Genomic DNA, 18235 nt, shown 5'->3' with positions numbered 1-18235 from the left:
GACAGGTGGAGAGGCCGGCGCGGATTACATCAATCAGCGACGGCCGTTTCGTCAGGTCATCCCATCACGCGCGGAAGATACGCTTCGCCGCGCGTTCCGCCGAACCCATCGCAGTCTTCACGTCCTCGCGGCCGGTGCAGTAGTTGGCGTACATGTCGACCACCACGAAGTCGGCGATCGCCGCCGCCGCGTTCTCGCTCATCTGGGCCTCGCCGGCCGGGGTCGACGCCGAGGTGGCGACGTCGCGGTACGGCGTGTTCTTCGGGTCCGCGGTCCAGATCGGGTTCTTCTCGTAGGCGAGCTGGAACGGCGACAGATAGCCCTGCGCGGCCTCGACCCATGGGTTGAACTGCTCCGGCTCCATCATGAAGGCGGTGAATGCCTTGCAGGCCTGCGGGAACTTGGTGAAGGAGAAGATGAGGATCGGGAAGCCGAGATGCAATTCGCGGCGCTTGCCGTCCAGGCCCTTCGGCAGATGGGCGTGGTTCATGTCCTCGGCAATCGCCGGGGCTTCCTTCTTCGCGGTGACGTAGACCGAGATACCGTTGGTGGTGAGGTGTAGCTGACCCGCAAGGAAAGCCTTGTTGTTCGACGAGTCGTTCCACGACGCGGTCCCGGGAATGAAATTGTCGTACAACGACTTGACGTATTCCAGCGACTTGGCGGTCTCCGGCGAGTTGATCGTGACCTTGTTGTCCTTGTCAATCAGCTTGCCGCCATGCGCCCACAGCGCCCAGTGAACCCAGCCATTGGCGTCGCCCGAAGCGTGGCCGAGCGCCATGCCGCCGGGCGTGCCGTTCTTGTTCATGCCCTTGAACAGGTCCTGGAAGCCGCCGAGGTCTTCCGGGAAGGTCTTGTGGCCGGCCTTTTCGGCGGCAGCGACGCGGTAGTTGACAAGGCCGCCGGTGGCGGCGACAGGCACGCCGATCCACTTGCCGTTATACATGCCGTACTGCTTGCCGGATTCCGCCCAGCCGCCGTTCTTCTTGCCGAGATAGTCGGCGACGTCGGTGACGTCCATGCACTTGGAGGGAAACAGGAAGGGCAGCGAATACAGCCCCCACACCATGTCGAGCCCCTGCCCGGTATTGGCGGCAACCGACGCCTTGGGCTGGATGTCGTCATAGGATTCGTTAGAGACGTTGATGGTGACGCCGGTCGCCTTCTGGAAGGCGTCGACGATCTTCATGAAGGCCACGTCTTCGGCCTCGACGAAGCGCTTCCAGCGCAGCAGGTTGATCTTGGCGCCCGCTTCCGGCTTCCACGGCGAGGCCTGAGCCCAGGCCTTGGCATGGCCGAGCAACTGGTCGGCCGACATGGTCGCCGCGGCGGCCAGCGTGATCGCGCCGCCCTTGAGCAGAGATCGGCGATCCGGTGTGAATCCAGTCATCTTTCATCTTCTCCCTGTTTATTGGTTCGTTGATCGACCAATGTTTTGAACGAATTTGTCATTCCGGGGCGCGAGCAGCTTGCTGCGAGCGAGCCCGGAATCTCGAAATGTTCAGCGCAAAACATCTCGGGATTCCCCGCCACTCCAATTGGAGTGGCTGAGGTCTGCATCAGCCAGCTTCGCCGTCTGCTGCAGACCGGAATGACATGCCTAGATCCTCTTCCCGGTATCCTTGTCGAACAGATGGGCCGAGGCCGCGCGCGGGCGCAGGTGCACCTTGTCGCCGGGCTCGACGCGGCGGCGGTCGCGGAAGATCGCGATGATGTCCTGGGTACCGATGCGCGCCACGACCTGGGTTTCCGAGCCGGTCGGCTCGACCACGATGATCTCCGCCTCGATGCCGTCATCGGCAAATTCGAGGTGTTCGGGACGAATGCCGTAGGTCACGGCCTTGCCGTTGGCCGCCGCCGGCGCCTCGGCGACCGGCAGCCGCGCGCCGCTGGCGGTCTCGACCCAGGGCTGGCCGCCATTGACCTTCAGCGTGCCTTCGAGAAAGTTCATCGCCGGCGAGCCGATGAAGCCGGCGACGAACTTGTTGTCGGGGTGATCGTAGAGTTCGAGCGGCGCGCCCATCTGCTCGACGATGCCGTCCTGCATCACCACGATCATGTCGGCCATGGTCATGGCCTCGATCTGGTCGTGGGTGACGTAGACCGTGGTGGTCTTGAGCCGCTGGTGCAGTTCCTTGATCTCGGCGCGCATCGCGACGCGCAGCTTGGCATCGAGATTCGACAGCGGCTCGTCGAACAAAAACACCTGCGGGTCGCGGACGATGGCGCGGCCCATCGCGACGCGCTGGCGCTGGCCGCCGGAGAGCTGGCGCGGATAGCGGTCGAGCAGCCGGCGAAGATCGAGAATGTCCGCGGCGCGGTTGACCTTGGTGTTGATCTCATCCTTGTCGGCGCCGCGCAGCTTCAGCGAGAAGCCCATATTATCGGCAACGGTCATGTGGGGATAAAGAGCGTAGTTCTGGAACACCATCGCGATGTCGCGCTCTTTCGGCTGCACGTCGTTGACGATGCGGTCGCCGATCGAGATAGTCCCGGAGGTGATTTTTTCGAGGCCGGCGAGCATGCGCAGGAGCGTGGACTTGCCGCAGCCGGAGGGGCCGACCAGGACAACGAAGGCGCCATCCTCGATCGGGACCGATACGCCGTGGAGTACTTCAAAACCGCCAAAAGATTTACGCACGTCATGGATCTGAACAGACGCCATGCCATTCCCCTCCCAAAAGTCGGACGTCCTCCGGTGTGCCGGGGCGCCAGTTCGCGAACGTCTTAGCAGAAATTTTTCGGCTTGTCGTTGGATGATAGTCGTAGGGCGCACCGCGCGCGGAGCGTTGCGAAGCCGGCGTTGACATGCCACCATTCGCCGCCCATCAAAAGAATCTGACGCACACACCAAGTGTGCGCTGCGGGAGAAATGATGAACAAGCCCCTCAACGGCATCGTCCGGCGCAAACTCCGCTCCAGCGAGTGGTTCAACGATCCGCACAATCCGGCGATGACCGCTCTCTATCTGGAGCGCTACCTCAACTACGGTCTGACCCGCCACGAACTGCAGTCCGGCAAGCCGATCATCGGCATTGCGCAGACCGGCAACGACCTGTCGCCGTGCAACCGGCACCACCTCGAACTCGCCAAGCGCGTCCGCGAAGGCATCACCGCCGCCGGCGGGCTGGCGATGGAATTCCCAGTGCACCCGATCCAGGAAACCGGCAAGCGCCCGACCGCGGCGCTCGACCGTAACCTCGCTTATCTCGGCCTCGTCGAAGTGCTGTTCGGCTATCCCCTGGACGGCGTGGTGCTGACCACCGGCTGCGACAAGACCACGCCGGCCTGCCTGATGGCCGCCGCGACGGTCAACCTGCCGGCGATCGTTCTGTCCGGCGGGCCGATGCTGAACGGCTGGCATGATGGCGAGCGCACTGGCTCCGGCACGGTGGTGTGGAAATCCCGCGAACGGCTTGCCGCCGGCGAGATCGACTATGAAGAGTTCATGACGCTGGTCGCCTCCTCGGCGCCGTCGGTCGGCCATTGCAACACGATGGGCACGGCCTCGACGATGAATTCGCTGGCGGAAGCCTTGGGCATGTCGCTGCCAGGCTGCGCGGCGATCCCGGCGCCCTATCGGGAGCGCGGCCAAATCGCCTACGAGACCGGCCAGCGCATTGTCGAGATGGTGTGGGAAGACCTCAAGCCGTCCGACATCCTGACAAGACAGGCGTTCGAGAACTGCATCGTGGTCAATTCGGCGATCGGCGGCTCGACCAACGCGCCGATCCATATCAACGCGCTGGCGCGCCATATCGGCGTCGAGCTTGATATCGACGACTGGCAAAGCGTCGGCCACGCAGTGCCGCTGCTGGTCAACATGCAGCCGGCCGGCTTCTATCTCGGCGAGGAATATCACCGCGCCGGCGGCGTGCCCTCGGTGATCCGTGAGCTGATGAAGCACAACAAGATTCACGAGGACGCGCTGACGGTGAACGGCCGCAGCATGGGCGAGAACTGCGCCAAGGCCCCTGCCCCCGACGACGACGTGATCTGGTCCTACGACCGGCCGCTGGTGGCGGACGCCGGCTTCCTGGTGCTGCGCGGCAATTTGTTCGATTCCGCGATCATGAAGACGTCGGTGATCTCGAAGGAGTTTCGCGAGCGCTATCTTCTGAATCCCGACGACATGAACGCCTTCGAGGGCCGCGCCATCGTGTTCGAGGGGCCGGAGGACTATCACCACCGCATCGACGACGAGTCCCTGGATATCGACGAGCACTGCATCCTGTTCGTGCGCGGCACCGGGCCGATCGGCTATCCCGGCGGCGCCGAGGTGGTCAACATGCAGCCGCCGGCGGCCCTGATCAAGCGCGGCATCCACTCGCTGCCGTGCATCGGCGACGGCCGGCAGTCCGGCACCTCCGGCTCGCCCTCGATCCTGAACGCCACGCCGGAAGCCGCCGCCAATGGCGGGCTGGCGATCCTGCGCACCGGCGACCGGGTGCGGATCGACCTAAATGTCGGCAGCGCCAACATCCTGATCTCCGACGAGGAGCTGGAATCGCGACGCGCGGCGCTGAAGGCCGACGGCGGATTCAAGTATCCGGCGCACCAGACGCCGTGGCAGGAGCTGTATCGCTCGACCGTCGGCCAGCAGGCGACCGGCGCCTGTCTGGAGCTGGCGACGCGCTATCACGACATTGCCGGCAAGATCGGCACCGCCAGGCATAACCACTAGCCTCGCGGTGTCATTCCGGGCGCGAGCGCGTCAGCGCGAGCGAACCTCAGCCACTCCAATTGGAGTGGCGGGGAACCTCGTCATGGCACGCTGAACATCCGGGGATTCCGGGTTCACGGTCGGCTCGCGCCGCCCGTGCCCCGGAATGACAGTTTTGATTTCTGCAAAAACAAGAGCGACAGGGAGAACCACATGTCCGATCGCCTGAAAGGCAAGCGCGCCTTCATCACCGCGGGCGCCGCCGGCATCGGCCGCGCCTGCGCGCTGGCCTTTGCACGCGAGGGCGCGAAGGTGTTCGCGACCGACCTCAACGAGGCCGGTGTGATGGAGTTGAAGCAGGACGGCATCGACGTCGCCAAGCTCGACGTGCGGGACAGCACCGCGGTCGCCGCAATGGCCAAGCGCGTGGGCCCCGTCGACATCCTGCTCAACGCCGCCGGCTTCGTGCATCACGGCACCGTCTTGGAATGCTCCGACGACGACTGGGACTTCTCGTTCGACATCAATGTGAAATCGATGCACCGCACAATTGGCGCCTTCCTCCCGGCAATGCTCGAGCGCGGCCACGGCTCGATCGTCAACATCGCTTCCGCCGCCGGCGTGTTCAAGGCGGCGCCGAACCGCTACGTCTACGGCGCGACGAAAGCCGCAGTGGCGGCGCTGACCCGCGCTGTCGCCGCCGACTTCATCACCAAAGGCATCCGCTGCAACTGCATCTGCCCCGGCACCATCGAAACGCCGTCGATGCTGGACCGCGCCGCAGCGGCCGGACCCAACGGCCGTGAGATGTTCGTCTCGCGCCAGCCAATGGGCCGGCTCGGCACGGCGGAGGAGATCGCGTCTCTCGCCGTCTACCTCGCCAGCGACGAAAGCTCATTCACCACTGGCGTTGCCCACGTCATCGACGGCGGCTGGACGTTGTAATTTCCTTGGTTCCGGGGCGCGAGCGCATCAGCGCGAGCGAACCCGGACCCTCGAGATGGGACGATGAACATTTCGGAACTCCGGGTCTGCGGCAGCCGGATTCGCCGCCTGCCGCATCCCGGAATGACAGTTTGATTTCGTAGATTGTATCGAGCAAGGACACTCCCATGAACAAAATCGATCTGAACGGACGCTGCGCCGTGGTCACCGGCGGCGCGCAGGGATTTGGGCGCGCGATCACCGAGCGCTTCGTTGCTTCCGGCGCCAGGGTGGCGATCTGGGACCACGACATCGCGTATGCGGAAAGAACCGCGAAGGAGATCGGCGATGCCGTCATCGCTATCGGCGTCGACGTATCCGATCTTGCGGCGGTCGAGGCCGCGCGCGACACCACGCTGGCCAAGCTGGGAAAGATCGACATCCTCGTCAACAATGCCGGGATCGCCGGGATCAACAAGACGGTATGGGAAACCGACCTGGATGAATGGCGCAAGGTGCTGCGCATCAACCTCGACGGTCCGTTCATCTGCTGCAAGGCGATCGTGCCGTCGATGGTGAAACAGAACTACGGCCGCATCGTCAACATCGCCTCGATTGCCGGCAAGGAAGGCAACCCGAACGCGGCGCACTACTCCGCGTCGAAGGCCGGGCTGATTGCGCTCACCAAGTCGCTCGGCAAGGAACTGGCGAGCTACGAGATCGCAGTCAACGCGATCACGCCGGCGGCGGCGCGGACGGCGATCTTCGACCAGATGACGCAGCAGCATATCGACTTCATGCTGTCGAAGATTCCGAAGGGCCGCTTCGTGCTGGTGGAAGAACTCGCCGCGATGGCCGCCTGGCTGGCGTCCGAAGACTGCGCGTTCTCGACCGGCGCGGTGTTCGATATTTCGGGCGGTCGCGCGACGTATTAGTTCTTCTTCCTTCTCCCCTTTTGGGAGACGGTGGCCGCGCGAAGCGCGGTCGGATGAGGGGTAACAGCGAAGCTCGGAGCTTGTAGCGCCCCCTCACCCGTCTCGACCGCTTCGCGGTCGATCCACCCTCTCCCACAAGGGGGAGAGGGAAGAAGTCACCCCTTCGCCTTGACGCGAAAGATCACCGGCAGTGTGAAGCTGAGGCCCTCGTCGGCGATCAGCGGCGGCGGGGCCGGCAGCGGGTCGGAGCGACGCACCATGGCGACCGCGGCCTGGTCGAAGGCGGCGTCGCCGGAGCCCTTGATGACGCTGACGGCGAGGACCTTGCCGGTACGGTCGATCTCGAAGTTGACGGTGATCTCGGCGGTCTTCTGCTGGCGCTCGGCGGGATAGCGCTTGTGGCGGTCGAGATGCGCGACCAGTTCCTTCTGCCATGTCACCTTCATGCGCTGCGCGCTCTGGCCGGAGCCCTGCGCGGGCGCGACCGAACGCGGCGCCTCCTGGGCAGCGTCGACCGAAGGCATCGCGGTCGCTTCGGACGCCACCGATTCCGTGGAGGCCGATTGCTGCACCGCCTGCTTTTCAGGCTCCTCCTCGACCGGCTTCTTGGAATCATTGGTGGTCACGACCTGGTCGGGATCCTCGCTCTCCTGCGGGATCGCCTTCGGCAGATCGGTCTCCTTCACTTCCGCCTTCTGCTCGGCGATCGCCGGCGAGGCGGTGGAAGCGTCGGTGTCGGGCCCGGGCGGCAGGTCGCTGGCCTCCTGGCGCGGCGACAGCATCTCCAGCCCGACCTCGATCGCCGGCGCCCCCAGCGAGTCGTCGGAGGCGTCCGCATCGAGTTGCACCACGGCCAGCGCGATGCCGACGCCGTGCAGCATCACCGCGACGACCGCGGCGATGGCCCACAGCCGGCATGACGGCTTTCGTGCATCAAGGTCGGACATCTCGTTTCGTCCGTTCAGGGCTTCGGCTGGTCGGCCGGCGCCGGTGGCACCGCGCCGCGGTCCGGCACGCCTTCCAGCGTCACCAGCTTCAGCTTGGTGTAGCCGCCGGCCCGCAGCAATTCCAGCACGTCCATCATGTCGCCATAGGGTACCGCCCGGTCGGCGCGCAGGAAGATCGGCTTGTCCTTGCTGGCATCCGGCATGGCGTCCAGCGAGCGGATCAGGTCGACGCGCTTGACCATGTTTTCGCCGATCGCCACCGCGAGATCCGGCTTGATGCTGACATAGATCGGCTTGTCCGGCTTCTTGACCGGCGTGGCGGTCGAGGTCGGCAGGTCGATCGGCAGGTCGACGGTGGAGAGCGGGGCTGCGATCATGAAGATGATCAGCAGCACCAGCATCACGTCGATGAACGGCGTGACGTTGATCTCATGGGACTCTTCGAGATCGTCGTCGCCGGCGCCTTCGGATATCGACATGCCCATGGTCTATTCCGCCGCGCGCGAGTGCGGGATGCCATGCTGGGTGCGATCGAGATCGCGAGACAACAGCCGGCCGGCCGCGCCGGAAGCGCGGTTGACGTACTCCATGTAGGTCTTCGTCACCCGGGCGAAGTGATTGTAGATGATCACCGCCGGGATCGCCGCGACCAGGCCGATCGCGGTGGCCAGCAGCGCCTCCGCAATGCCGGGCGCCACGACGGCGAGATTGGTGGTCTGCGATTTCGAAATGCCGATGAAGCTGTTCATGATGCCCCACACGGTGCCGAACAGGCCGACGAATGGCGAGGTCGCGCCGATGGTGGCGAGCGCGCCCATGCCGAAGCGGATGCGGCGGGCTTCGGCGCGCATGATCTCGGAGAAGCTGGAGGCGGCGCGCTCCTTGATACCGGCGTCGGAGGAGATGCCGACCGACATCCGCCCCTCCTTCATCGCCGCAGCCAGCAGCACGGAAAGCACGGTATCCTTCTTGCCGAGCGCGAGCTGCGCTTCCGACAGCGAACGGGACTCCGAGATGTGCTTCAACGCGTTCTTCAGGCGGCGCTGCGAGGCGGTCAATTCCATCGTCTTGGCGATGGCGACGGTCCAGGTGACCAGCGAAGCGAAGGCAAGGCCCAGCATGACGAGCTGGACGATGATGTCGGCGTTCCTGAACATCGCCCACGGCGACAGATCGTGCACGCCCACCGCTACCGCCGCCTTCGCTCCCTTGGCCGTCTCGGCACCGGACGGATCGATCGCCTGCGGGGCCGGCGCTGCCGAGGGCGCCGTCTGAGCCGACGCCGGCGGCGCGGCGACCTGTTGCGCAGCGAGGGGCGAGGCCAGCGCGAACACGGCCAGCACGGACAACAGTTTCAGAAGCATTCTAAACAAGGACGTGTACCTCGGACCGACGGCGGATGACATTGGGATAGACACCGGTCAACTTGACCATTTCAGGGCCGGCGCTTCCGGGCCGTTCGGCAACGCTTTAGACTGCGGCACGCCCTCGGGCACTCGACGGCCTTCGCTCGCCCCGTGGAATTGAGTACCGGCCGGCCAAAAACCGGTCAATGCGGTTTGCCCGCATTAGGCTGTCGATTCCTTTGAATACGTCCAAACTGCCGCTCAAATCACCAGGCCGATCACGGCTGGAACTTCAACCATTGCAATGCCGGCGGACCCTACTCGCCCGGACTGTCGCGATCTGCAGGAACGCTACGCCTGCACCGCACGCTTCGTGCCGACATAAACGGTGTTGGACACCTCATCGTCGCCATGCAGGTTTTCGAACGCCACCACATGCGCTTCAACCGCGCCGAACACCCGTTCCAGCAAGCCGTTGAACGCTGCATCCGGCGGATCATTCGACCACAACGCGAACACGCCGCCGGGCTTGAGGTGCTCCGACAACCGCTGCAAACCGGCTGCGGTGTAGAGTACGGCATGGCTGGGATGCAGCAAATTGTCCGGTGCGTGGTCGATGTCGACCAGCACGGCGTCGAACAGCCGGCCGAGCGCTTCGGGATCGAGGCCGCCATCGGCCGAGGTGGCCATCGTGAAAAAGTCGCCGTGCACGAGGCGGCAGCGCGGATCGGCGGACAGTTCACGGCCGACGGGAATGAGGCCGGCCTGGTGCCACTCGATCACTTCCGGCAGGGCATCGATCACGATCAGCGAACGAACGCGCGGATCAGCCAGCGCGGCCTGCGCGGTATAGCCCAGACCGAGGCCGCCGACCACGACGTCGAGGCCGCCCTGTGAAAGCGGATCTTGCGGCAGCGACGACAGCCCGATATCGGCGAGCGCGATCTCGGCGGCGGTGAAGGCGCTCGACATCAGGAATTCATCGCCGAGCTTGATCTCGTAGATATCGACATCGGAGTCCGGCCGGCGGCGGCGGCGCAGGGTCAGCACACCGATCGGCGTGGGGCGATAGTCCAGCTCTTCAAAATTGATGCTCATGCCGCACCATGCCCATGCGACAGCCGGCGCGGCAACAGCCAATATTTGTCCATCACGGCCGCAACGGCTGCCGTCCATGATACGCGCACCCTGGCATATGCAGGGCGCCATGCGCGCCGAGGGAGATCGCGGCCTCGATCGTGCCTCGCGGTAGCTGACAACGCGGGCCGTTCGGCAACAACATGACTAGCGGCAACGTCGCCCCCGATCATCCAACGAATACCGCTAAATCACGCCAACTTTTAACGATAAACGCCGCGACCATCACGCGATGTTTGATGTGAACCTATTAATTACACGTCACACGACTCAAGAAGTGCACTATTCGATACAGACAGCTACGGCACACATGTTCAAAAGTTCTCATACGCCACGATTCGTTTTGTGAAGTGGGTAGTTGAGTGTTGATGCGGACAGATTTCACTTCTGCGCGGGGGCACTTGATGAAACGAGTATTGGTTGTCGATGACGATCCGTTGGTATCATTGTCCATCCGCCTGACGCTGGATCGGCACGGCTTCGAGACCGTGCTGGCCGATGGGGGCGTCAGCGGCTTGCATGCCCTGGAAGCATCGCGGTTCGACGTCATGATCGTCGATATCTTCATGCCGGAGATGCGCGGCTTTGAATCGGTGCGGGTGTTTCACCAGCGCGCGCCCGATGTCCCGCTGATCGCGATCTCCGGCTATGCCTTCGCGCAGCACACCGCGCCGGCGCCGGACTTCTTGCGGATGGCGCTCGTGCTCGGCGCGACGCGCTGCCTGCGCAAGCCGTTCACGCCCGCCGCTTTGCTCGCGGTGATCGGGGAAAGCCTGGCGGAAGCCTCCGCCCTGCGCCGTCCCGACGATTTAGGCACCGCGATCCATAGCGAATAGCCATCGTCTTTCTGCCGTCTGCCCCGCCGGGAGTCGTCAGGCGTCGGCCATGTCGGAATTGGTGGTTCGCTTGGCTTTGCCGGGCTTTGTGCTGAGAAAGCGGATTTCGAGCTCCGCTCCGTTGACCTTGACCAGTTCGCAGCGCCGATAGGCCAGCCCCGTCGAGGACAGCAGCAGGAAGAACTCCTTCAGATGCAAGCCCTCGATCGATCCTTCCAGGGTCAGTTCGGCATCGACCGAGGACACCGCCTTCAACAGGCAATTGCGGCGCCAGGTGCCATCGATCGCCATAATCCAGACGCTGTAGCCCCGCCCGAACACAACGCGTGCCGGCCCGGTGTTCTCTGTTGCCATCACGCGGTCCTATCTGACGGCACTCGCCGGCATCTTCAGTGCCGCGCCCATGCCGGGTATCGATGACGCGGCCCGCGCGTCCACCGGCAGATAGACGCCGCGGCGGTTCGGACAGACGCGATATTTGTCGGTAAGACCAATCACCGTTTCGGCCGCGCCAAGGAACAGACAGCCGTCCGGTTCGCTCGCCTTGGCGAGCCGGCCGAAGATATCGCTCTTGGTCGGCTGGTCGAAATAGATCAGCACGTTGCGGCAGAAGATGATGTCAAACTTGCCGAGGCCGGCAAAGTCCTGCAGCAGATTGAACTGGCGGAACTGCACCAGCGCACGGACGTCGGCATTAAGCTGCCACATCGTGCCCACTTGCGTGAAATGCTTGACCAGCGACTGGATCGGCAGGCCGCGCTGCACTTCGAACTGCGTGTAAAGACCGGCGCGCGACTTCTCCAGGACTTCCGGCGACAGATCGGTGGCGATGATCTCGAGCCGCCAGCCGGAGAGCTGGGCGCTCATGTCCTTGAGGATCATCGCCAGCGAATAGGGCTCCTGCCCGGTCGAGCCGGCGGCACACCAGATCCGCAACGCGCGCTTGCTGGCGCGCGCCTTGATCAGGTCAGGCACCACGGTGTCCTTGAAATGATCGAACGGCGTCTTGTCGCGAAAGAAGAACGTCTCGTTGGTGGTCATGGCCTCGACCACGTCGGCGATCACTTGTGCCGAGCCGGCCTTCATCTTCTGCACGACCTCGCTGATACCGGCGACGCCGAGCTTGCGCGCCAGCGGCAACAGCCGACTTTCCAGCAGATACTTCTTGTCGGCCGACAACATCAGGCCGGAGCGTTCTTTCAGAATCTTTTGCAGATACTCGTAATCGGCGGGAGTCATGATGTCTTTCTGAACAAAGCGCCTGCAATCCTGCGCATTCGAATTCCGGTAATGGCCGAAGATGCGATGGTGGTATTTTCAAGCCCGACAATAAGCGTCGGTCAATCATGACAGTTGCAGCAAATGACTAAGACATCCCCAATATTGCCGGCACAATTGGCAACGAGAAAAGAGATTTGGCGCGAGAACACGACCACGCGCGGCGCTGCATCCGACATCGTAGGTATCAGTGGAAACGCCTGGCTCGAAAGAGCCAGGCGTTCGATGATGCGTGACGTCGCGCGGGAAAACTCGCGCGGGGGCTGGCCTATTCTCTCGAAGGACTTGTCCTGCGGCTGACCGCCAGCACGATCATGCCGAGCGCGCCGGAGATCAACGATCCTGCCAGCACCCCGACCTTGACCTCGTCTTGCAACTCCGCGCTGAGCGGAAACGCCAGAATGCCGATGAACAGGCTCATGGTGAAGCCGATGCCGCACAGCAGGGCAACGCCGTACATCTGCGCCCAACTGGCGTCATCGGGAAGTCTTGCGACTTTCAAAGTTATGGCGAGCCAGGTTGCCAACAGGACGCCGGCCTGTTTGCCCGCGAACAGGCCGAGCGTCACGCCGATCGTCACGGGCTCGAGCAGGACCGACCATTTCATGCCCGCAAAGGACACGCCTGCATTGGCAAAGCCGAAGACCGGCACGATCAGATAGGCCACCCAGGGCTGCAAGGCGTGTTCGAGCACGAGCAGCGGCCGCGGCGCTCCGGTCGCATGATCCGCCCTTGGCAGCGGGATCGTCAGCGCAAGCGCGACGCCGGCCAGCGTCGCGTGCACGCCGGATTTCAGGGTGCATAGCCAGAGCAGCACACCCAGGACCAGATAGGGCGTCAGCTTGCGGACGCCGAAACGGCTCATGCCCAACAGCAGGCCGATCGTCGCCGCGGCTCCCGCGAGCCACCACGGCGCCAGGCTGTCGGTATAGAACAAGGCGATGATGGTGATCGCGCCGAGGTCATCGAGAATGGCGAGCGCGGTGAGGAATATCTTCAGCGACACCGGCACGCGGGAGCCGAGCAGCGCGAGCGCGCCCAGGGCAAAGGCGATGTCGGTGGCCGTCGGAATGGCCCAGCCGCGCGCGGTCGCTCCGGAGATGCCGTTGAAGGCAAGGTAGATCGCCGCAGGCGCGATCATGCCGCCGAGGGCGGCAAAGCCCGGCAGGACGCGCCGCGGCCATGTCGCAAGCTGCCCCTCCATGAACTCGCGCTTGATCTCGAGCCCGACGAACAGAAAGAACACCGCCATCAGGGCGTCGTTGATCCAATGCAGCACGCTGAGGCCGGCGACATAGGACTGCAGGGTGGCAAAATAGGCCGGTGACGCCGGCGAGTTGGCCACGATCAAGGCAGCCGCGGCGGCCAGCATCAGCACCACGCCGCTGCCCGCCTCGCTGGTCATGAAATGGCGAAGCGACGAGATTGGCTTCAGCCTTGGAGGGGATGAGTTCATGTCGCTCCCTGACAGGTCGAAGTCGCCGGTACAAGCCGTTCCGGGTGTTACAGATGTGGCCGATTGATGCACCGCGAGCAAGCCTGACGCCCGCGCGACGATCCGGTTCCGGGGGACAAGTGGCGGATGCCAACGACCGTGTCACAGTACCGATCCGTCAACGGAACAGGGCGTGAAACCACATGGATGCCTGAAATCGGCCTGGCTGGGGAACTAGGATTCGAACCTAGACAAACAGAGTCAGAGTCTGTTGTGCTACCGTTACACCATTCCCCAAAGGATTCAGTGGCTTGGCCGCGGCCTGCCAGAATCGCCGGAACCGGGATAACCGCCCGTTCCGGCCGCGTTCTAGCCCGACCGCCGCACCTTGCGCAAGCGCGCCGTGAGCCAATTGCGCAATATCTCCCAACAAAGGAATAATTGCGCCCATCAGCGGGCTAGAAGCTCGTGACGTCACTGCACCGGCGGGGTGCCGTGGGTGTGGAAGGATTCGATGGTCTTGAGGCCCCAGGCCTGGCCTTTCCTGCGCTCTGCCTCGCTCCAGACGATCGGCTTCCAGTCCGGCGCCAGGATCAGCCGCGCGCCGGCGTTGGCGACCTCGACACGGTTGCCGCCGGGTTCGTAGACGTAGAGGAAGAAGGTCTGCTGGATCGCGTGCTTGTGCGGGCCGGTCTCAATATGCACGCCGGCCTCGAGGAAGATGTCGGCAGCGCGCAGAATGTCCTCGCGGCTGTCGAGCGCGTAGGTGACGTGGTGGAAGCGGCCTTTCGTGCCGGAATGGTCGCGCGAATAGGCGAAGTCGTAGCTCTTGTTCGACATCGTTAGCCACATGGCTGCCTCGGTGCCGTCGTCGAGCACGATCTGCTCGGTCAGCCGGCAGCCGAGATAATCCTCGAAGAAGATCCGGTTGGCCTTGATATCGACCGCGAGGCAATTGAGGTGATCGAGCCGTCGCACATTGATGCCGCGCGCGGGATATCGTTGCGCCTGGTTCTTCAATGCCGGCTTCAGCTCCGGCGGCGGCTCGTACCATTCGGTCTCGTAATAGAGCTCGACGATGTGGCCGTCAGGATCCCGGCAGCGATAGGCCGGGCCGTGGCCGAGATCGCCGTCGGTCCAGCCGATCGCGAACTCCGTGCCCTTCAGCGCCGCCACGCGCCGCTCAAGCGCCTGCGGGCTGCGCGCCCGCAGGGCCATGTGTTCCATGCCGGAGGTGTTCGACGCCGTCAGTTTCAGCGTCGAGCGCTCGTAATCGTCCCAGCCGCGCAAATAGACCGACTCGCCCTGCCGCCCACTGACGGTCATGCCCATCACGTCGACGAAGAAGGCGAGGCTCTCGTCGGGCTTCGGCGTCAGCATTTCCATGTGGCCGAGATGGGCGAGATCGTAGATCGGTTCGGGGGTCATGATTATCTCCAATGCCAATAGCCGTCATTGCGAGGAGCCCTTGCGACGAAGCAATCCAGTCTTCGCTTGAGGCCTTCTGGATTGCCGCGTCGCTTCGCTCCTCGCAATGACGGCGGAGAGTGGGGTGCTCATCTCAACTTGCGGGTCACGTCGTCGTACAGTTCATCCACAGCGTAAGCGCGCGGGATCAGTCCCTGCTCCGTGGCGTAGCCGGTAATCAGTTCGATCGAGCGGGTTAGTTCGTCGTCGGTATATGAGACGGTCTGGCCGGCCGCAGCGGCCCGGCTCGCCTGCAGCATGCGGTGCACCTCGCGGACGATTTCGGGATGTTCGTCCGACAGGTCCTTGCTGACCACCGTGATGTGATTGACCGGCACCACGCCATGCCCCGCGAACCACGCTTTCTCCTCGGCTGCGGCGTTGGGAAACAGCGGCTTCACCCGCGGATCGTCGGACTTTTCGCCGAGCACGGCGTCAAGTTCGCCGTTGAACAGCATCTGCAGGATCTGCTTCCCGGCCGGCGCCTTCGTCGTGATGTCCTTGAACTCGGCGACATGCGGCTCCTCGAAGGTCACCCAGTCGACCTTGTCGAGATCGACGTCGTAATCGTGGGCCAGGATGCCGCGCAGCCACGCGCCGGTCGTGGTGGTGAAGGAACGAATGCCGACGCGCTTGCCTTCGAGATCCTTCGGCGTGACGATTCCGGATTCCGGGTTGGTCACGGCAAAGCCATGCTGAAACCGCGCCATCATCACGTCGGGCAGCAGCACCATCGGCTTGTGATAGGCCCTGGCCATCAGGAAAGTGACGATCGCCAGTTCGGAGACATCGAACGCGGCCTCGCGGACCATCGGCTTGAAGCCCTTGTTGGTCGGCTTGTAGTCCGCGAATTCCATCTCGACGAGATCGGAGGAGATCTTGCCGGATTTCAGCGCCGCGGTGTGCGGGTGGTCGCCGAGCAGCACGCGGAGCTTCATCATCGCCCTGCCCTACACGTCTTCCGGCTTGTCGACATAGACGAGACCGGCCTTCGCAAGGCCCTCGCGCATGCTGTACATGTCGAGGCCGAGAATGCCGGAAGCAAGTGTCTGCCGCTTGCTCTCCTCCAGCGCCGCACGCGCCTCGGCCTTGTCGGCGATTTCGGCGGCGTTCTTACGGGGGATCACGACCACGCCGTCCTCGTCGGCAATGACGACGTCGCCGGGTTGGACCAGCTCGCCGGCGCAGACGACGGGGACGTTGACCGCGCCGAGCGTGGCTTTCACGGTGCCCTTGGCGGAAATCGCCTTCGACCAGACCGGAAAGCCCATCTCGCGCAGGGTCTTGATGTCGCGGCAGCCGGCATCGATAATCAGGCCGACGCCGCCGCGCGCCTTCAGCGAGGTCGCCAGCAGATCGCCGAACATGCCGTCGGTATTGTCGGTCGTGCAGGCCACCACCAGCATGTCGCCGGGGCGGCACTGCTCGATGGCGACATGCAGCATCCAGTTGTCGCCGGGCTGCGCCAGCACGGTCACCGCGGTGCCCGCCGCCTCCGCGCCGGCCCACACCGGGCGCATATAGGGCTTCATCAGGCCGAACCGGCCATAGGCCTCGTGCGCGGTGGACACGCCGAGCGCACCGAGACGCTTGACCACATCGGCATCGGCCCGCTCGATGTTTCGGACGACGACGGTCTTCATGCCAGCACCTCCAGGGTCATCGGGAACAGCCGCTGATAGGCCTCGCCATAGGTCATCGCAGCGCCCGTGTTGCGGCCGCCCTGCATGCCCCGCTGCAGCGCGACGCGCTCGTAATAGGCCCACAGATGCTTTTGCGCGGCGAGGATCTCGAACGTCTTGCGCTTGATGTCCCAGACCTCGTCGATATTGAGGATCACCTGCGGCTTGAAGTTGCACATCTCGGGCTGATGCGGCTCGAACAGGAACACCGGCGGCGCCGAATAGCTGTATTCGGCATCCGGCTTGTGACCCATCGCCTGCGCGATGATGCGGGCCTCCTGCGCGGCGGCCGTCGCGGCAGGGTGATCGACGTTATAGGGATCTTCCAGCGAATGCGTCAGCACGAAGCTCGGATTGAGCTCGCGGTAGATGTCGATCAGCCGTTCCTTGTGCGCCTCGGTGAGGTGCAAGGGATAGTCGCCGGCATCGAAGAACTCGATCTCCGCGCCCAACGAGGCCGCCGCGCGCTCGGCTTCATCGCGACGGCCGGCCTTGACCTTGTCCAGCGTCATGCCCTGCTGCTTCCAGGCAAACTGGGACTCGCCGCGCTCGCCATAGGCAAGGCAGACGATCTTCATCCGGTAGCCCTTCTTGGCATGCAGCGCGATCGCTCCGCCGGCGCGCCAGACGAAATCGCCGGGATGCGCGGAGACCACCAGGCCGGTTTTCTGCATCGACATGAGAGATGTCCTTACTTGCTATCGAAATCAAAAAGACGCGCCGGATTGTCGACCAGAATTTTTTGCTGCACGGCCGGGTCCGGTGCGAACAGCGGGATCAGGTCGACGAGGTCGCCATCATTGGGCATCGCCTTCACGTTGGGATGCGGCCAGTCGGTGCCCCAGATCACGCGATCCGGCGCGGTGTCGCAGATCTTCTTCGCGAACGGCACGGCGTCGGTAAAGGGCGGGCCCATCGAGGTCACGCGCTCGCAGCCGGACACTTTGACCCAGCACTTCTCGTCGCGCTGCATCAGGTCGAGCAGCGTGCGGAACGACAGCTGGTCGAGGCCGTCGGCCGCCTTGACGCGACCCATGTGGTCGATCGTGTAGCGCACCGGCAGCTTCGCCAGCAGCCCGGCATAGTCCGGCAGGTCGATCGCGTCGAAGTGCAAATCGACGTGCCAGTTCAGCGCGGCGATCATGTCGACGGTGCGATGAAAGACCTTCATGTCCGGCGTGCCGCCGAGATGCTTGACGAAGTTGAAGCGGCAGCCGCGAAAGCCGCCGTCATGCAGCTCCTGCAGGCCCTGCTCGTTAATCGCGGGATCGAGGTTGGCGACCGCGCGATAGCGGCCTTCGCTGACCTTGATGGCGTCGAGCGCGACGCGGTTGTCGGTGCCGTGCACGCTGGCATTGACGATCACCGCGCGGCCGATGCCGAGAATTTTGTGCAGCTTCTGGAAATCCTCCAGCGGCGCATCCGGCGGGATGTAGGAGCCGACATAGGGATACTTGGCGCCCGGTCCAAAGATGTGGGTGTGCGAGTCGCAAGCCAGCGCCGGCAGCTTGAATTTCGGCGTGCGGGTGTGAGGATCGGGGCCGGGCACGGTTGGTTTGGTCATGACGTCCTTGAATGCGTGAGG

General features: G+C 63.9%; 18 protein-coding genes and 1 tRNA gene. 4 read left to right on the top strand and 15 right to left on the bottom strand.

The window, feature by feature from the left end; genetic code table 11:
* Positions 1–64: 64 nt before the first annotated feature.
* Both FNL56_RS13125 and FNL56_RS13120 read right to left on the bottom strand, forming a co-directional pair.
* On the bottom strand, positions 65–1390 hold the full coding sequence (locus tag FNL56_RS13125) for an ABC transporter substrate-binding protein (protein WP_143573163.1): 1326 nt from the start codon (positions 1388–1390) through the stop codon (positions 65–67).
* Between the two features lie 210 nt (positions 1391–1600).
* Positions 1601–2665: an ABC transporter ATP-binding protein gene (locus tag FNL56_RS13120; RefSeq protein WP_143573162.1), complete on the bottom strand. Its 1065-nt coding sequence runs from the start codon at positions 2663–2665 to the stop codon at positions 1601–1603.
* Between the two features lie 207 nt (positions 2666–2872).
* Between FNL56_RS13120 and FNL56_RS13115 the strand changes: the two genes are divergently transcribed.
* The 3 genes from FNL56_RS13115 to FNL56_RS13105 all read left to right on the top strand — a co-directional run bounded on the left by FNL56_RS13115 (position 2873) and on the right by FNL56_RS13105 (position 6522).
* Positions 2873–4684: an IlvD/Edd family dehydratase gene (locus FNL56_RS13115; protein ID WP_441351286.1), complete on the top strand. Its 1812-nt coding sequence runs from the start codon at positions 2873–2875 to the stop codon at positions 4682–4684.
* A gap of 192 nt (positions 4685–4876) precedes the next feature.
* Positions 4877–5608, top strand: coding sequence for an SDR family oxidoreductase (locus tag FNL56_RS13110; protein WP_143577900.1), 732 nt, complete (start codon positions 4877–4879; stop codon positions 5606–5608).
* 167 nt (positions 5609–5775) lie between these two features.
* The gene (locus FNL56_RS13105; protein ID WP_143573159.1) at positions 5776–6522 is read left to right on the top strand and encodes an SDR family NAD(P)-dependent oxidoreductase; all 747 of its coding nucleotides are present in this window, start codon (positions 5776–5778) and stop codon (positions 6520–6522) included.
* Positions 6523–6677: 155 nt separating this feature from the next.
* Here the strand turns inward: FNL56_RS13105 and FNL56_RS13100 are convergent, their stop codons facing one another.
* The 4 genes from FNL56_RS13100 to FNL56_RS13085 all read right to left on the bottom strand — a co-directional run bounded on the left by FNL56_RS13100 (position 6678) and on the right by FNL56_RS13085 (position 9913).
* Positions 6678–7469, bottom strand: a complete 792-nt coding sequence (locus tag FNL56_RS13100; RefSeq protein WP_143573158.1) for an energy transducer TonB family protein — start codon at positions 7467–7469, stop codon at positions 6678–6680.
* A gap of 14 nt (positions 7470–7483) precedes the next feature.
* Positions 7484–7954, bottom strand: a complete 471-nt coding sequence (gene exbD / locus FNL56_RS13095) for a TonB system transport protein ExbD (RefSeq protein WP_143573157.1) — start codon at positions 7952–7954, stop codon at positions 7484–7486.
* A 3-nt stretch (positions 7955–7957) separates the two neighbouring features.
* Positions 7958–8833, bottom strand: coding sequence for a tonB-system energizer ExbB (exbB, locus tag FNL56_RS13090; RefSeq protein ID WP_143576150.1), 876 nt, complete (start codon positions 8831–8833; stop codon positions 7958–7960).
* Positions 8834–9166: 333 nt separating this feature from the next.
* On the bottom strand, positions 9167–9913 hold the full coding sequence (locus FNL56_RS13085; RefSeq protein ID WP_143573156.1) for a spermidine synthase: 747 nt from the start codon (positions 9911–9913) through the stop codon (positions 9167–9169).
* Positions 9914–10356: 443 nt separating this feature from the next.
* Between FNL56_RS13085 and FNL56_RS13080 the strand changes: the two genes are divergently transcribed.
* A complete protein-coding gene (locus FNL56_RS13080) occupies positions 10357–10788 on the top strand; it encodes a response regulator (RefSeq protein ID WP_143573155.1) in 432 nt (143 codons plus the stop codon).
* Between the two features lie 36 nt (positions 10789–10824).
* On the opposite strand, the gene FNL56_RS13075 is transcribed toward FNL56_RS13080, so the two are convergent.
* The 9 genes from FNL56_RS13075 to FNL56_RS13035 form a co-directional block, all read right to left on the bottom strand.
* Complete coding sequence (locus FNL56_RS13075; RefSeq protein ID WP_143573154.1) at positions 10825–11142, bottom strand: PilZ domain-containing protein; 318 nt, start codon at positions 11140–11142, stop codon at positions 10825–10827.
* A gap of 9 nt (positions 11143–11151) precedes the next feature.
* Positions 11152–12027, bottom strand: a complete 876-nt coding sequence (locus FNL56_RS13070) for a CheR family methyltransferase (protein WP_143573153.1) — start codon at positions 12025–12027, stop codon at positions 11152–11154.
* A gap of 307 nt (positions 12028–12334) precedes the next feature.
* Entirely contained in the window at positions 12335–13522 is a 1188-nt protein-coding gene (nhaA, locus tag FNL56_RS13065; protein WP_143573152.1) for a Na+/H+ antiporter NhaA, read from the bottom strand.
* 202 nt (positions 13523–13724) lie between these two features.
* A tRNA-Gln gene (locus FNL56_RS13060) sits at positions 13725–13798 on the bottom strand.
* Between the two features lie 177 nt (positions 13799–13975).
* Positions 13976–14929, bottom strand: a complete 954-nt coding sequence (locus FNL56_RS13055) for a catechol 2,3-dioxygenase (RefSeq protein ID WP_143573151.1) — start codon at positions 14927–14929, stop codon at positions 13976–13978.
* A 128-nt stretch (positions 14930–15057) separates the two neighbouring features.
* A complete protein-coding gene (locus tag FNL56_RS13050; protein ID WP_143573150.1) occupies positions 15058–15909 on the bottom strand; it encodes an ABC transporter substrate-binding protein in 852 nt (283 codons plus the stop codon).
* Between the two features lie 9 nt (positions 15910–15918).
* The gene (locus FNL56_RS13045) at positions 15919–16611 is read right to left on the bottom strand and encodes a 4-carboxy-4-hydroxy-2-oxoadipate aldolase/oxaloacetate decarboxylase (RefSeq protein WP_143573149.1); all 693 of its coding nucleotides are present in this window, start codon (positions 16609–16611) and stop codon (positions 15919–15921) included.
* The gene (locus FNL56_RS13040) at positions 16608–17330 is read right to left on the bottom strand and encodes a PIG-L deacetylase family protein (RefSeq protein WP_143573148.1); all 723 of its coding nucleotides are present in this window, start codon (positions 17328–17330) and stop codon (positions 16608–16610) included. Before FNL56_RS13040 ends, FNL56_RS13045 begins: the two co-directional genes overlap by 4 nt.
* 11 nt (positions 17331–17341) lie before the next feature.
* Positions 17342–18214 carry an amidohydrolase family protein gene (locus FNL56_RS13035; RefSeq protein ID WP_143573147.1) on the bottom strand — a complete coding sequence of 291 codons (873 nt, stop codon included), beginning with the start codon at positions 18212–18214 and terminating at the stop codon, positions 17342–17344.
* Between the last annotated feature and the right edge of the window lie 21 nt (positions 18215–18235).

The organism is Tardiphaga sp. vice304, from assembly GCF_007018905.1.
Classification (GTDB): Bacteria; Pseudomonadota; Alphaproteobacteria; order Rhizobiales; family Xanthobacteraceae; genus Tardiphaga.
Note: the sequence above shows the minus strand (reverse complement) of the source record. Positions and strands in the feature narration are given on the sequence as shown.